This is a genomic window from Neobacillus drentensis (assembly GCF_036965245.1).
Lineage (GTDB): Bacteria > Bacillota > Bacilli > Bacillales > Cytobacillaceae > Neobacillus > Neobacillus drentensis_G.
Map to the genome: position 1 here is coordinate 1 of NZ_JBALPG010000052.1, position 13,636 is coordinate 13,636.

At 37.2% G+C, this 13,636-nt stretch carries 15 protein-coding genes and 1 pseudogene; 8 read left to right on the forward strand and 8 right to left on the reverse strand.

The features are described from left to right. From V7150_RS13435 to V7150_RS13450, 4 genes and pseudogenes are all read left to right on the forward strand, one after another. Positions 1 to 204: pseudogene (locus V7150_RS13435) on the forward strand (ATP-grasp domain-containing protein); the annotation flags it as partial. A 255-nt stretch (positions 205 to 459) separates the two neighbouring features. Beyond that, positions 460 to 696, forward strand: a complete 237-nt coding sequence (locus V7150_RS13440) for an acyl carrier protein (protein WP_335518885.1) — start codon at positions 460 to 462, stop codon at positions 694 to 696. A 42-nt stretch (positions 697 to 738) separates the two neighbouring features. Beyond that, positions 739 to 1,362, forward strand: a complete 624-nt coding sequence (locus tag V7150_RS13445) for an acetyltransferase (protein WP_335518887.1) — start codon at positions 739 to 741, stop codon at positions 1,360 to 1,362. Positions 1,363 to 1,611: 249 nt separating this feature from the next. Continuing rightward, the gene (locus V7150_RS13450) at positions 1,612 to 2,013 is read left to right on the forward strand and encodes a VanZ family protein (RefSeq protein WP_335518890.1); all 402 of its coding nucleotides are present in this window, start codon (positions 1,612 to 1,614) and stop codon (positions 2,011 to 2,013) included. Between the two features lie 81 nt (positions 2,014 to 2,094). On the opposite strand, the gene V7150_RS13455 is transcribed toward V7150_RS13450, so the two are convergent. Continuing rightward, the gene (locus tag V7150_RS13455) at positions 2,095 to 2,799 is read right to left on the reverse strand and encodes a DUF421 domain-containing protein (RefSeq protein ID WP_335518893.1); all 705 of its coding nucleotides are present in this window, start codon (positions 2,797 to 2,799) and stop codon (positions 2,095 to 2,097) included. Positions 2,800 to 2,921: 122 nt separating this feature from the next. Further along, positions 2,922 to 3,983: a lactonase family protein gene (locus V7150_RS13460; RefSeq protein ID WP_335518895.1), complete on the reverse strand. Its 1,062-nt coding sequence runs from the start codon at positions 3,981 to 3,983 to the stop codon at positions 2,922 to 2,924. Positions 3,984 to 4,182: 199 nt separating this feature from the next. Between V7150_RS13460 and V7150_RS13465 the strand changes: the two genes are divergently transcribed. Further along, on the forward strand, positions 4,183 to 4,890 hold the full coding sequence (locus tag V7150_RS13465) for a DsbA family protein (RefSeq protein ID WP_335518898.1): 708 nt from the start codon (positions 4,183 to 4,185) through the stop codon (positions 4,888 to 4,890). Positions 4,891 to 4,892: 2 nt separating this feature from the next. Then, entirely contained in the window at positions 4,893 to 5,315 is a 423-nt protein-coding gene (locus V7150_RS13470; RefSeq protein WP_335518901.1) for a disulfide oxidoreductase, read from the forward strand. A gap of 16 nt (positions 5,316 to 5,331) precedes the next feature. On the opposite strand, the gene V7150_RS13475 is transcribed toward V7150_RS13470, so the two are convergent. Beyond that, the gene (locus V7150_RS13475) at positions 5,332 to 6,222 is read right to left on the reverse strand and encodes a DUF2935 domain-containing protein (protein WP_335518904.1); all 891 of its coding nucleotides are present in this window, start codon (positions 6,220 to 6,222) and stop codon (positions 5,332 to 5,334) included. A 79-nt stretch (positions 6,223 to 6,301) separates the two neighbouring features. Between V7150_RS13475 and V7150_RS13480 the strand changes: the two genes are divergently transcribed. Further along, complete coding sequence (locus V7150_RS13480) at positions 6,302 to 7,948, forward strand: acetolactate synthase large subunit (protein ID WP_335518907.1); 1,647 nt, start codon at positions 6,302 to 6,304, stop codon at positions 7,946 to 7,948. A 297-nt stretch (positions 7,949 to 8,245) separates the two neighbouring features. Here the strand turns inward: V7150_RS13480 and V7150_RS13485 are convergent, their stop codons facing one another. From V7150_RS13485 to V7150_RS13500, 4 genes are all read right to left on the reverse strand, one after another. After that, complete coding sequence (locus V7150_RS13485) at positions 8,246 to 8,341, reverse strand: YjcZ family sporulation protein (protein WP_335518910.1); 96 nt, start codon at positions 8,339 to 8,341, stop codon at positions 8,246 to 8,248. Between the two features lie 279 nt (positions 8,342 to 8,620). Continuing rightward, a complete protein-coding gene (locus tag V7150_RS13490) occupies positions 8,621 to 9,472 on the reverse strand; it encodes a tetratricopeptide repeat protein (RefSeq protein WP_335518913.1) in 852 nt (283 codons plus the stop codon). 132 nt (positions 9,473 to 9,604) lie between these two features. After that, the gene (locus tag V7150_RS13495; RefSeq protein WP_335518916.1) at positions 9,605 to 10,915 is read right to left on the reverse strand and encodes an FAD-dependent oxidoreductase; all 1,311 of its coding nucleotides are present in this window, start codon (positions 10,913 to 10,915) and stop codon (positions 9,605 to 9,607) included. A 139-nt stretch (positions 10,916 to 11,054) separates the two neighbouring features. Then, positions 11,055 to 11,501 carry a Dps family protein gene (locus V7150_RS13500; protein WP_335518919.1) on the reverse strand — a complete coding sequence of 149 codons (447 nt, stop codon included), beginning with the start codon at positions 11,499 to 11,501 and terminating at the stop codon, positions 11,055 to 11,057. 354 nt (positions 11,502 to 11,855) lie between these two features. Here V7150_RS13500 and V7150_RS13505 point away from each other — a divergent pair, with 354 nt between their 5' ends. Continuing rightward, positions 11,856 to 12,458, forward strand: coding sequence for a cell wall hydrolase (locus V7150_RS13505; protein ID WP_335518921.1), 603 nt, complete (start codon positions 11,856 to 11,858; stop codon positions 12,456 to 12,458). 161 nt (positions 12,459 to 12,619) lie between these two features. Here V7150_RS13505 and V7150_RS13510 read toward each other — a convergent pair whose 3' ends face one another. Then, the gene (locus tag V7150_RS13510; RefSeq protein ID WP_335518924.1) at positions 12,620 to 13,489 is read right to left on the reverse strand and encodes an alpha/beta hydrolase; all 870 of its coding nucleotides are present in this window, start codon (positions 13,487 to 13,489) and stop codon (positions 12,620 to 12,622) included. Positions 13,490 to 13,636 lie beyond the last annotated feature (147 nt).

The following is a 13,636-nucleotide window of genomic DNA, read 5'->3' on the forward strand; positions in this document are numbered from 1 at the left end:
GATTGTTTTAAAACAATCAATGGTTATGTAATTTCCGAAATTAACCCAAGATTTGGCGGAGGGTATCTGCATGCACATGAATCCGGGCAAGGTTTTATCAAAAATATTATAAATAATTTAAACGGAAAGCCTAATGTGAATAATGAAAATGATTATTCAGAAGGAACAATGATGGTAAAATATGATCATTTTATGATTCTTTAATAAAGGATGAGTTGAGAAAGCAGAAGATGTCAGCTAAAAAATGTAATGACTAGTTCTTTATAAGGAACTAAACTTAGAATATATTTCACAGGAAAAAGAAGGAAAATGAAATTTTAGGGATTTGTTCGCAGTGTATCTTAATTGTATCTAAGATTATCAAAAAATTTTTTGTTGTTTTGTTCTTTTTAAAGAACATATTTTGTGCCATTCTGCTGCAGGTGGATTCTGATATAAAAAAATAGGGGAGGATAATAAATGGATGAGTTTTTAGTTGAATTGGCTGATTTATTGGAAGTTGAAAAGTCAGAATTAACTAGTGGATATCCATTAGAAGAAAATGAGAATTGGGATTCCTTAGCATTTATTTCTGTCCTTGTGATGATTGATGAACACTTTCAACTAACCATTTCAAATGATGCACTCAGGAAGTGTTCTGTTGTTGGTGATTTGTTAAAACTAATAATTGACAAACAACAGTTAATTGGCAGTTAATTTAACATGCAGCCCATTTGAATAGAAAAGGAAGATTGGAAGATGGAAAAGTTGATTATTGTTGGTGCTGGAGGACTAGCAAGGATGATATATAGCTGGCTCACTGGTTTTACAGATTGTAGTTGGGAGCCAATTGGTTTTATTAGTGATAGTTTAAACATTCTTGATGGTTATAATTATGATCTTCCTATAATAAGCAGCATTCAGGATTATTATCCTGAAGTGGACCATGTTTTAGTGATGGCAATTGCGGACCCAAAGTCAAAGCTAGCAATAGCTGAAAAGCTTGAGAAACGCGGTGCAAAATTTATTACCTTAATTCATTCAACTGCAATAATTGGAAAAAATGTTGAAATTGGTAAAGGAAGTGTGATTTGTCCCCGTGCCATCTTAACGTGTGATATTCAAATGGGTTCATTTGTCATGATTAACCTATGTGCAACGATAGGGCATGATGTAAATATCGGTAACGGTTGCACGATTAATTCTCATTCTGATGTGACTGGATGCGCTAAGCTTGGTACAGGGGTATTTTTGGGTAGTCATGCAGTTATTACACCTAACATAAAAGTAAAGGGTTTTGCTAAGATTGGGGCAGGTAGTGTTGTCATTAAGCAGGTAAGAGCGGATACCACGGTCTTTGGCGTACCAGCTAAACAAGTCTAATTATCTTAGTGGGAATAAAGCTAATATTATCTATTCGAAATAGTAAAGAAATTAAGGAATAAATAGAAAACTATCAAGATGACACTCACTTTCTTGGAGTGTCATTTTAATTTATCTAAATTAATAAAAAAGAAAAATGATGGATTAAATTGAAATAGCTTTATTTCACAATAAATAAAAACAAAGGACGATACTATGTTAGATTTTTTGAGAAATCGACTTTTTTTAAGGATTTTTCCTATTTGCTACATGTTATTTATTTGGCTCCAGTCCAGTTTCTTTAATCCAGAATCAGTCGGTAATCTTCCTTTCCATATAAGTTTGCCTATATTGATCATGGTCGGAATTGGTTTCGAACTAGCACATCTTTTTGAATTCGGTTTACTTTATTTATTTTTTATTTTGGCCTTTCTTAGTTTTGGAGAAATTGGAAAAGGTAAGGAGTTAATCTCGATTACTCTCTCCGTCTCCTATAGTCTGATTGATGAAATACATCAAATTTTTGTTCCATTCAGAAGCTTTTCAATGGGCGACCTTATTAAGGATATAATTGGAATTACTGTGATGTGGTGGATTATCCATAAAAGTTATTTTATAAATAAGAATTCACAATTTGGAGTATTTTTGAGAAAAATAAGCTCTACTGTTTAAGCATGATACAGTAGTACCAGAATTACCACCCACGAAAAAGAATGAATTTTATAATACGTGAGTCCAATAGGTATTATAAAATTATCTATATAAAAATACGTTCAAGCTGGCTTTGCGGTCAATAGTCGCTAGTAAAACATCATGAACATCTGTTTGATGTTGGGACTTTAAAGTGTTCAAAAGCCAGTCTTCTTCTTTATTTATGTGTTGCAAAACAGTAAAGTCAATCCTTCCTTCTCTTATTATCGTCTGCGGGAGATCAAATGGTTCTGTTTGAAGTTGATAGAATGACGGTGTAATAGCTTCAAATTGCGGGTCCAAGAAAAAGGAGATCTCTCCATCAGATTCCCATAAGGCTAACGCTACTTTTTTAACGTCCTCAATTTTTTCTTTCCTCAATTCTGCCAATAAATCATCGATTGATATTCTGGCCCGCTTTAAACCTTTATATAGGATTTCTCCTTCTTTAATAAGTGGGAAAGGGGCAGAATTAATGGCTTTTCGTAGCCCTGGCCATTTTAAGCTCAAAAAAATGCCTAGCAAATAAAGCATAACGATGACAATTGTTGTGACCACTGAGCCCTTTAATCCAATTCTTTGGTCCGATAAGGGATGGGCAATGATGTTTCCCAGGATTAACGCGATAACAAAATCAAGTAATCTTAACTGTGAAATGGCACGAGTACCCATTATTTTCACAGTTAGGATTACAAATAAAAAAGAGACTACTGCTCTTAATATCCACTCTACTATCGTTAAAGATTCCTGGCCATGGAAAAAATGCAATAAGGACACATCCTTTACGAAATACGTCCTCTATAGATTGTCACGGATTCTATCTTTTTACACCTTATGGCTGAAAGGTTTTTTGAAACCAGGCTAGACATTTTGCTTATCCAGTAAGGTCCCTATTCATGTAAAAATTTTACACAAACTGGATATGGAACAGCTATATCCGACTGGATTAAGGTCAACCGGCCGGAATTTTCATCCCGTGAAAATAACACAAGATTACCCGATTCCTGATTCGAAGCTACAATGAATTTTTCGGACGGGTCTAATTCAAAATCCCTTGGCCAATCCCCTTCAGTGGAAACATATTCCACAAAGCTAAGCTCTCCTGATTCCTGGTTTACACTAAATACAGCGATGCTATTATGTCCGCGATTGCCCGCATAAATAAAGCGTCCATCAGAAGAAATATGAATTGCACTGCCTTGATTATTTTCCGTGAAACCAGCAGGCAATGTGGAGATATATTGTTTTTCAGTAAAATGGCCATCCTTATCGTAGTAGGTTAAAACGATGACTTCAGAGCTGAATTCGGTCATGATATAAGCAAACTTACCATTGGGGTGAAAAACCAAATGCCTTGGGCCACTGCCAGCTTTTAATGGCAAGAGGTTTGCTTTTGTAAGTGTACCGTCATCCTCCACGGAATATGTAATTAGGGCATCAATGCCTAATTCAACCACCGCTAGATATTTTTCATCAGGCGTAAGCCCTGCATAATGGGAATGAGGTTTTTCCTGGCGAGGGTCTGGTCCAGATCCTTCATGCTTGATCACAGACGCCACGGGCTGGATAGAACCATCCTCCTGATTAATGAGACGGGAATCGACTAATCCTTTATGGTAGTTTGCACTGAACACATAGCGATTTTGGCTGTCAACACTTACATAACAAGGCGGTGATCCGGCAAGCACGTCACTGTTAATGTCTGTAAGAGTGCCGTCTTCACTGATGGAAAAAGCAGCCACACCACCATCTTCGCCCTTTTTTATGACAGAATAAAGGTAGCGTTTGTCCTTACTGATAGCTATATATGTAGGATTTTCTAACTGTGCCGCGACCTTAATATTTTCTATCTTGGCCATATGAGGGTCAAAGGTAAAAGAGTAAATCCCTTTACTTTCCCCTTTTGTATAAGTTCCAATATAACCAATGTACTTATTACTCGTGTTTGTCATTTTCTAAACTCCTTGAACTGATAAAATTAGTAACTATACTAATAATATCCTACTATCAATTAAAAGCTACTCATTTGGATTTTTTGCTATGTGATAGAGGTCTTTTATTTGCATTATTGATTGGGATAGGTAATATTTAAATTATCTGGACAAAACTGTCGTCCTTTTTTTCATATACGTCATTAAAAGGAGTCTGATCATGGCAAATAACAAAAAGAACAAGAAAACTGAATCGAAATCATCATCCAAGTTCATTTTCTGGATTATTGGTTTGATTGCTGTTGGCATTTTAGCGATGATTGTCTTTGGTAATCATTCAAAGGACCAAGAGGAATCAAAAGGAATTAAAATCGATTATAGTAATCAACCTTTCTTAGGTGAGGAGTCTGCTCCAGTCTCGATAATTGAGTTTGGTGATTATAAATGCCCGAATTGTAAAGAATTTGCACAAGGCGTCGTTCCGACTATTCAAAAAGAGCTTGTTGATACTGGGAAGGCCAAGTTTTATTTTATGAACGATTCTTTTATCAATGTGGATTCAACACGCTCTGCTAAATTTGCTGAATCGGTTTTTCATGAGCTAGGAAATGACGCATTTTGGAAATTTCATGACCTTCTATTTGCAAAGCAGCCTGAAGATCCTCAATATGAAAAAATCGATGTGTTTACTGAAAAGTTCTTAATTGACACTTTAAAGGAAATGGCCAATGATCAAGAGGTAGAAAAGGTTGTAAAACATTTCCAAAGCGAGAAATCTAAAGAGGCATTGGATAAAGATATGAATTACGTTGAAAAGCTAGGAGTTACTGGAACGCCTACCATTTTCGTGAACGGGAAGAAGTTCGAAGGACAGAATATGGATGATTTAATCTCTATGGTAGAAGAAGCTTCTAAGGAGAAGAAATAGTAATGAGTAAATCTCTGATTCTTGCCTGGATAGCTGCCATTATTGCCACACTTGGCAGCTTGTATTTTAGTGAAGTGATGCACTTTATTCCCTGTACTCTTTGCTGGTATCAGCGGATTTTTATGTATCCATTAGCGATTATTTTAGGGATTGCGGTTTATCGGAATGATAAAAGAATCTACCAATATGTGCTCCCGGTGTCAATCATTGGGGTGTTAATATCTGGGTATCATACATTGTTACAAAAAATTCCCTACCTTCAGCAATTTGAAATGTGTACATCTGGAGTGCCGTGTTCGAAGGATTACATTAATTGGCTTGGATTTATTACGATTCCCTTGCTTGCATTGATTGCATTTATTATTATTACGATAAGCATGATAGTTTTAGCTCGCAGCCAAAAAAAAGAGACTGTCCGTGGATAGTCTCTTTTTTCATCTATTATAGCCTTTGTTGTTCATGCTGCTTCACTTTTAACCTTTCCTCCAATATACGAACCATTTGCAGGAAATGATCTGCTTCCCTCACGACATGGTCGGCTAACAATGGGTCAATAACATTTTTGATTTGGCAATTTTTGATGAAATCTAACCCTGCCTGCTTAAAGGCACGTATTTCTTGTGCGGCATTTTCACTGTCTTTATTAAGCTTGCCAATGATTGGATACGTCGGGCTTTTCTTATATAACATCGATTCTACGTCTCTTGCCTGATTAAGAAGGATTTCGAAATCGTCACCAAATTTCAGTGCTGCTCTAACTAAATTTCGTTCCGATTGGTCAAGCAGGGAGGCGATGAAACGCGAATGCTCCATCATAATCCTCAGCCAAAAGACATTTTCCTTGATAATTGCATCTTGAATCGGATCCAAAATTCCCTCATTAAATTTTTTCAACGTTCTCATAAAGTATTCGGCTTCACGGGCAATATGGTCGACAAGAAGTGGGAAGTTAAAGCCCATGACCTTACAATTGACAATCAGGATGAGCAGATTACGTTTGAAATTCCGTAAACCAAGCACGAGCTGAATTGAATCTTCATTTAATTTACGGACAGCCGTTACATTATTAGGGGTTTGGTATGCTCTTTTTTCCTGCTCCTCAAAATAATGATAAAAACGATCGGTTTGTTGAATAAGATGTTTGTCCTTCCGATTAAAGCCTTCACCTAAAAAATAGGAATGCTCTTTCATAATCCTCAGCCAAAATTTATTCTCTGTTAACGAACGTTCAATAAACATTTGCTCTGTTAATGATTCGGGAGGTGCTGCAAACGTTTCAGGGGCAATTAACATTTGATTATCCATTCCGTTAAGGCCTTGCTGTTGTACCATTAGGTCGCCCTCCTTTAAACCGCATATTTTATTATATTTGAGATATTTTTGTTTATGTTACGGGCTGCCTTTCATGATTATGAAAATTTGGCAAAGAATAGGTGTAATAAAACCTATTAATATGGAGGCAGAAATGAGAGCATCAGATTTAGTTGTGAGTTGTTTAGAAAATGAAGGGGTGGAATATGTTTTTGGGATAATTGGGAAAGAAGTGATTGATTTAGGCGATTCGTTGTCCGCTTCAGAAAAAATTACTTATATACCTGTACGCCATGAGCAAGGGGCGGCATTCATGTCTGATGTTTATGGCCGTATCTCAGGAAAACCAGGAGTTTGTCTGGCAACGCTTGGACCTGGGGCAGCAAATCTATTAACAGGAATAGTGAGTGCAAATTTAGATCATTCACCAGTCATCGCTTTGACCGGTCAAAAAGGGTTGGATCAACAGCACAAAAATGCTCATCAGTATATTGATATCCAAAAGGTATTCGAACCTGTAACGAAATGGTCTATACAAATAAAAGCAAAGAACACGATTCCTGAAATCATCAGAAAATCCTTTCGAATGGCAATTGAAGAAAAACCAGGAGCTGTGGTAATTGAATTCCCTGAAAATATCGCTGCCGAAAATGTGATTACAAATCCTTTAGCCGTTACAAGACTGCCAAAAAGTGTGCCAGCTTTTGAAGCATTTAAGCTGACCGCTCAGGTGCTTAACCAAAGCGCCCGTCCCTTTATTATTGTTGGAAATGGGGTAATTCGCCAAGATGCTGTCTTGGAAGTTCAGTCATTCATTGAGCAGCTAGGATCGCCGATTGCAACAAGCTTTATGGCCAAAGGTATTTTACCTAAAGATCACCCGCAAAATTTTTACACATTTGGGTTTATGGAAAAAGACTATGTCCTTCGGGGATTTGAGGAAGCAGATTTACTCATTGTGATTGGTTTCGATATTGTCGAAAAGCTTCCATCGGAATGGAATAAGAAAAAAGTGCCGGTCATCCATATTGCTGCAACAGCAGCTGATGTAGATGGATATTATCCCGTTCATGCTGAGTTAGTAGGCAACCTTAAAGAAACACTGCCCCTTTTTCTAGCCAATAGTCTAAAAGCAAAATCTTGGCAGCCCTCGGGAGGATTAAAGAGTCGTATTGAAGAGTCCTATTCAATTGTTGAAAAAGCAAATACAGATTCTACCTTAACGATTGAAACACTCTTACATGTACTTGAAAGAGTTCAGACTAAGCAAACAATCGTTATTTCAGATGTAGGTTCACATAAAGTTACGATTGCAAGAACCTATCAACCGAAGCATGCGAAACAACTGATTATTTCAAATGGTTTTGCCTCCATGGGCATTTCCATTCCGGGTGCCATCGGGGCAAAATTAGCTGCCCCTGAAAAAACAGTCATTTGTGTTACCGGGGATGGCGGGGCATTAATGAATTTTTCTGAACTAGAAACCGCCAAAAGGCTTGGTTTATCTTTTGTCATCATCTTATTAAATGATTCGATGCTGAAGCTTGAAGTCGATACGATGAAGAAAGAGTTTGGTGAAAGTTTCGGGGCTACTTTTACTAACCCGGATTTTGTTCAGTTAGCAGAAAGCTATGGAGCAAGAGGAATGAAAGCAACTAACGTGGAAGAATTTGAAGCAATGTTAACAGAAGCAATAAATTGTCAAGGTGAAATTGTGCTGATTGATACCATTGTACAAAGAGCTTAATTGAAAAGTTAAGGAATGATGACCAAGCCCCCCTAATATTTTTATGTGATGTACATCGTCGATTTTGGCTATCGAAAACCACCTGGCAGCGGGGAAGGCTATATTCCGAAGATCGGGGTCATTTGGAAGGTAACAAACATCTAAATACACAGGAAGAATGGAATTTCAAATTTTGAGGGTCTATTTTACAGCAGCTAAAGGATCCGATTTTTCAATCTAATATTGAAGCATAAAAAAGAGCGGAGAAACCAATGGGTTTCCGCTCTTTTTTTACTTCTTGGAGAGATGGTTTAATGATTAGTACATGCCGCCAATAAAAGATACTCCAACAATGATCAATAGGATAAACAAAACAACAATTAACGCAAAGCTGCTGGAAATGTGTCCAGACATATTAATCACCTCCTCCGTCAAATAATTATAATGTATGCATGTATCAAAAGAATTGAAATGGACAAGTGCATAGTATAGAAAAAAAAGGAAGTAAAGGAAAAGATAAATTGAGGGGGAACGTCGGGATCTGAAGCCAAAGGATGTCCTCGAAAGTCGTTAAAAATGACTTTGTAAAAAAAGAAAATGACGTGTACCTATTCACACGTCATTTCTCATTCCATTGTTCGTTTAGACCTTTTAATTGAACTCTTTACCTGCGCAGAGGTATAGTCTGTTATATTATTGCATCGTATCATAAACAGCCTTCGTTTGTTTGTTTACACCGTACCAGCCCCAGGTTGTAGTGTGACCTTCGCCAGTACTTGGATTATCAACAACAAATTCATATACATGGATTACGTAGTCTCCATTATCAGCATCATGATCATAAACAACTTTTACATTTTGTTCAGATGTTATATTAAGATGCTTCTTTACTAAATCCACCGCTTGTTCATGTGTGAGTGTCTTGTTTCCTTCTTCTTGCTTCTGCTTTTCTTCTTCTTTCTTTTTCACTGTCTCATCTTTCTGTTGTTTTTCCTGCTCAGCGGCATTCTTCTTTTTCGTAGTTTCGGTAAGTAACGCAACAGCATCTTTTGCCATTGTTTCAATTTCTGTAACGTCAGGTAAATTAGTTGTTTCAGCAACTTCTTTAAAAACCGCAGCTGCTTGGTCAAACTGATTGTCCTCTAAAAGTGTTTTTCCTTTTGTCATTTTTTCTTTCATTGTTTCCGAAACCGTTTTTGCCTGTAAAATTTCTTTTAAGAGTGCATTAGCTTGTTTCTTGACTTTCCCATCTAGTTTTTCAGAAGAATTCTCTTTTAACAGCTTATTAATCGAATTGATGGCAGCATCAAAGTCCCCGCCGTGGTATAGTTTACGGCTTTCCAGTAAGGTTTGAGCAAAATGAAGATAATTTTTTGCTTCAGCCGTTTCTTTCTCTTCTAAAGCATTTTCAAATTTATTGATCGCTTGATCATACTCTCCTTTTTGCAGTGCAGTTTTTCCAGCAGTGAAACTTTCAGTATAGGCTTTTGGAGTACATGCCGAAAGGATAAGTGCAGTTAGGATAAGTAGTGTGATTCTTTTCATTTCAATTCCCCCCGTTAATCCTTTTGATAGGATGGATGTTAGTTAAAATTGTACAGTTTACGACAGAATCTGACAATATTAAAAAAGGACAACTGCCCTAATTTAGAGTGGGGCAGATGTCCTTTCACTATTTTAACTGTATTGCGGGCGTAGCTTTGAGCGTTTATTGACATGCTGCTCGGCACTTAAGGCAGCAATTGCTCCATCGGCAGCAGAAATGACAGCTTGTTTTATTGGTGTTCTTCGGGCATCACCGCCGGCAAAAACACCGTCTACATTCGTGCGCAAGTGATCATCTACCACTACATAGCCTTCTTCATCCCTTTTTACCGCGTCTTTTAAGAAGTCTGTGCCAGGTTTCATACCACCAAGGTATAAGAAAACCCCATCAACATGCCATTCTTGTTCCTCTTTTTTATCATTAAGAATCACAATTTTCTCAACGCTATCTGTTCCAACGATTTCTCGGACTCGATGACGGCGATAGATTTCTACCTTCGGATTATTTTCTAGTGAGGAAAGATCGGCATTCCCTTTTAATTGCTCAAATGGAATTAATAGTTTAACCGTTTTGCAGTACTTAGCCAGTGTTTCTGCTTCATGAATAGCTTCATCATTATCACCGACAACGGCAACAACCAGATCCTGATAAAAGGCTGCATCACAGGTTGAGCAGTAGCTTACGCCACGGCCAGTGAAGTCCTCTTCACCCTTAATTTTATTGGATGGGGCTTTGGCGCCAACACCAATAAAAACGCTTTTCGCTTTAATGGTTCCCTCAGCTACCTTAATTTTCTTGATTTCATCTGAAAAATCAACGGATAGAACCGTTGAGCGAACAAATTCTGCTCCAAAGTCTTTTGCTTGTACTTGCATTCTCGTTAATAGCTCCAAGCCTGTTAATTCCTCGCGAACACCCGGATAGTTCGCAATCTTATGGGTAATCGCCAGCGTTCCTGCTTTTGGGGCTTTATCAATGACGAGTGTTTTTAATTTCCCACGAGCAGCATAAACAGCAGCAGAGGCACCTGCAGGTCCGCCGCCAATTGTAACAAAATCATATACATCGGAAAGGACTTTTTCATTAATGGGTTGGAAAATCGTATCAGTAATCTCTCCTTTGGTGTCAGGTACCAAATTTACTGCGTCTGTAGTGTTTTTGGTGTCAGGCACCGTTACTACAGCAGATGTAATGTTTTCCTCTTCTGAAAGTCCAAGAAGCTTGTTTAATTTTTTCTCTTGGAAGCCTAAGACTAGCTTCCCATTAATTAGGGTAGCCGGCGTTCCATATATTTTCCGTTCTTTTAATTGATCAAAATATTCTTTATGTATGGAAGCATTGCGTTCTTCAAATTCAACTCCATGATCCTTTAGGAACGATTTTACTTTTTCACAATATGGGCATCCAGTACTGCTATAAACGATTACTTCATGCTTGGACACTTTATCAATCCTCCAAAATTATTTTTTCTTATTTTAATAATAATGTAATTACTAAATAAAAGTCAAACTTTTTTAATAATTATTCTAATTTAAATGAAGTGGAAAAGTCCAACAATGTGAAGTGTTGGACTTTAAATACTTATAGTGATTTACCAAGGAATGCTGTTAACATCCAAACGTGTTTTTCTAGACCCGAATGAATTGCAAGCAGCATATCTCCCGTTGTTTCATCATCTAATTCCCCTGCAAAACTCATGCCTTCCTTTAATTCACCAATGATTACCGAGAAGTCATTAATGATAGACTGAACCATTTCATCAGCGGTTTCATTACCGGCTGCTTCTTGGATCGATGAAATTTCAAGGCATTCCTTCATGGTAGCTACAGGTTTTCCGCCAATTGCCAGCAGACGTTCTGCTAATTCATCGACATGAAGTCCTGCTTCATTGTAAAATTCTTCGAATTTTGTGTGCAGGGTGAAAAATTGTCCTCCCTTTACATACCAGTGGTAGTTATGTAGCTTGATATACATGACTGACCAATTCGCAATTTGCTTGTTTAATACACTCACTAAATGATTTTCCACTAAAAAAACCTCCTTTAGATTGCCTTCCTTTATATTATTACCAAAGTTTTATATGGAATCCTGTATTAATTTGAGGAATTTGTTGTCAATTTAGTGAAGTTTCGTGGTAATAGGGGCCCTTGTTTTATTACAAGCATGCAACACAGTGTAATAATGGAGCCTTAACTATCCACGCGAGGGAAAATTAGGAGGAAAACATCAAATGGATGATTATTCCAATTGATAGAGAAAAGCGGTTATGGCAGGTCTCCTTTTAGTTGGAAATGTATTACCAATTATTGGTCGATGAATAAGAATGTTACAACTGATAGCCTTAGTAGTAGAGAGACGGACACACCAATGGGAGGTAATAAAATGAATAAACTTAAAAAGCTAGTAATTGCATCTGGATTAATTTTATCAATGTCAGCGTTTACGTTAAATGGTACAACTGAAGCAGCAACGACGACACATAAAGTGCAATCTGGTGAAACGTATTGGAAAATTGCTACTAAGTTCGGAGTTCCAGTTACTAATTTAATGAAAGCAAACAATGCAACTAGTAGTGCTCTAAATGTTGGTCAAAATCTAGTAATCCCTAATTCTACTATTACTGAAGCAGAAAAAGATTTAATGGCACGTCTAGTTCATGCAGAGGCAGTTGGAGAACCTTATGCTGGGAAAGTAGCTGTTGCTACAGTAATCTTGAACAGAGTTGCAAGTCCCGATTTTCCGAATTCGGTTAGGGAAGTAATTTATCAAATATCTAATGGACACTATGCATTTACTCCTGTTCAAAATGGTCAGATCAATCAACCAGCAGATGCAGCTTCAAAACAGGCTGTGAATGAAGCTTTAGCATTCAGAGGACAAGGGAAAGGGTCATTATTTTTCTACAATCCAAAAACATCTTCAAGTAATTGGATTTTATCACGTGAAGTAACGGTAACGATTGGTAACCACCGTTTTGCAAAATAAATTCCTATATAATGTATAGTTTATCTAATAAAAAGTATTTTAAACTAAAAAACAGTGGATTCCAAAAAATGGGGTCCACTGTTTTTTTATATCCATTTTCTTTTTACAAGAAATAATCATGCTGTCAATAAGGAAAAACAAGGGCTGAAGTTAGCCATTGCTTAACCAAGATGTTTCCTTAAGAATTGAATGACTTCAGCAAAGGCTTCTTTGACTACCGGGTTTTGCCATTCCTCGTCAAATACATGCTTGCCATTAGGAATTGTAATTAACTTATTTTCCACTCCAGCTGTTTGCAGCGCTTCGGACATAAGAACGGATTGCTCATACGGAACATCCTCATCCATAGTTCCATGTAAAAGCAAGGTTGGTGGATATTCACGATTGATAGATTGAAGTGGGCAATACTTTACCAGTTCATCCTTCTTTATTAATGGATTTATACCGCTTACTTCCTCAATCCAAACTCCTTGCTGTCTAGCATACATGTAAATAGCATATCGTTTCTCAATCGGCCCGACTGTAATAACCTTATTTGAGATGAGCATTTTTGCCAGCTCTTTCGGTACGGCTGTCATTCTTTGATAGTGAGGACTCGGTTTTGTTGCCCAGTCTCCAGTAATATCACCATAACCGTAGAACGAGACAATTGCTTTTGGTCTGTTTTTAAACGTTCCTGTCATAAGGGCCAGATAGGCACCTGCTGAACTTCCAATCACTGCTATTTTTCTTGGATCGTAGCTAAATTCATGATGTCCTGTGTTTTCGAGCCATTTTAGCGCGTCAGCGATATCTGCAATAATTTCAGACAGTTTCGTTTCGGGTGCTAATCGGTAATCAATTGAAAATACATTCAACCCTGCAGAAAGATAAAATTCAATCTGCTCTTTCTTCATATCCTCCCGCGAGCCCCAAAACAAACCGCCGCCGTGAATATAGAGGACAACTGGGCTATTTTTTAAGGAAACAGGATAAAAATCAGCCATAATCTCAAAACTATCTGTGCTTTTGTATACAATTGTTGTTTTCATCTTTCGGTTTTACACACTTCTTCCTAAAATAATCGTCACGCAAAAATCTTACTTCTTAATTAATGTGAACAATAACGATTAAAATATTCTTTTAGTTACCTAGACAATAAGATAGATAATTTGCAGCTAAGAAAACTGACTTAGGCT

Coding starts and splice junctions, on each gene's coding strand:
- V7150_RS13440 (WP_335518885.1), top strand. CDS start 460: ATGGATGAGTTTTTAGTTGAATTGGCTGATTTATTGGAAGTTGAAAAG.
- V7150_RS13465 (WP_335518898.1), top strand. CDS start 4,183: ATGGCAAATAACAAAAAGAACAAGAAAACTGAATCGAAATCATCATCC.
- V7150_RS13510 (WP_335518924.1), bottom strand. CDS start 13,489: ATGAAAACAACAATTGTATACAAAAGCACAGATAGTTTTGAGATTATG.
- V7150_RS13460 (WP_335518895.1), bottom strand. CDS start 3,983: ATGACAAACACGAGTAATAAGTACATTGGTTATATTGGAACTTATACA.
- V7150_RS13475 (WP_335518904.1), bottom strand. CDS start 6,222: ATGGTACAACAGCAAGGCCTTAACGGAATGGATAATCAAATGTTAATT.
- V7150_RS13445 (WP_335518887.1), top strand. CDS start 739: ATGGAAAAGTTGATTATTGTTGGTGCTGGAGGACTAGCAAGGATGATA.
- V7150_RS13480 (WP_335518907.1), top strand. CDS start 6,302: ATGAAAATTTGGCAAAGAATAGGTGTAATAAAACCTATTAATATGGAG.
- V7150_RS13470 (WP_335518901.1), top strand. CDS start 4,893: ATGAGTAAATCTCTGATTCTTGCCTGGATAGCTGCCATTATTGCCACA.
- V7150_RS13490 (WP_335518913.1), bottom strand. CDS start 9,472: ATGAAAAGAATCACACTACTTATCCTAACTGCACTTATCCTTTCGGCA.
- V7150_RS13450 (WP_335518890.1), top strand. CDS start 1,612: ATGTTATTTATTTGGCTCCAGTCCAGTTTCTTTAATCCAGAATCAGTC.
- V7150_RS13505 (WP_335518921.1), top strand. CDS start 11,856: ATGAATAAACTTAAAAAGCTAGTAATTGCATCTGGATTAATTTTATCA.
- V7150_RS13485 (WP_335518910.1), bottom strand. CDS start 8,341: ATGTCTGGACACATTTCCAGCAGCTTTGCGTTAATTGTTGTTTTGTTT.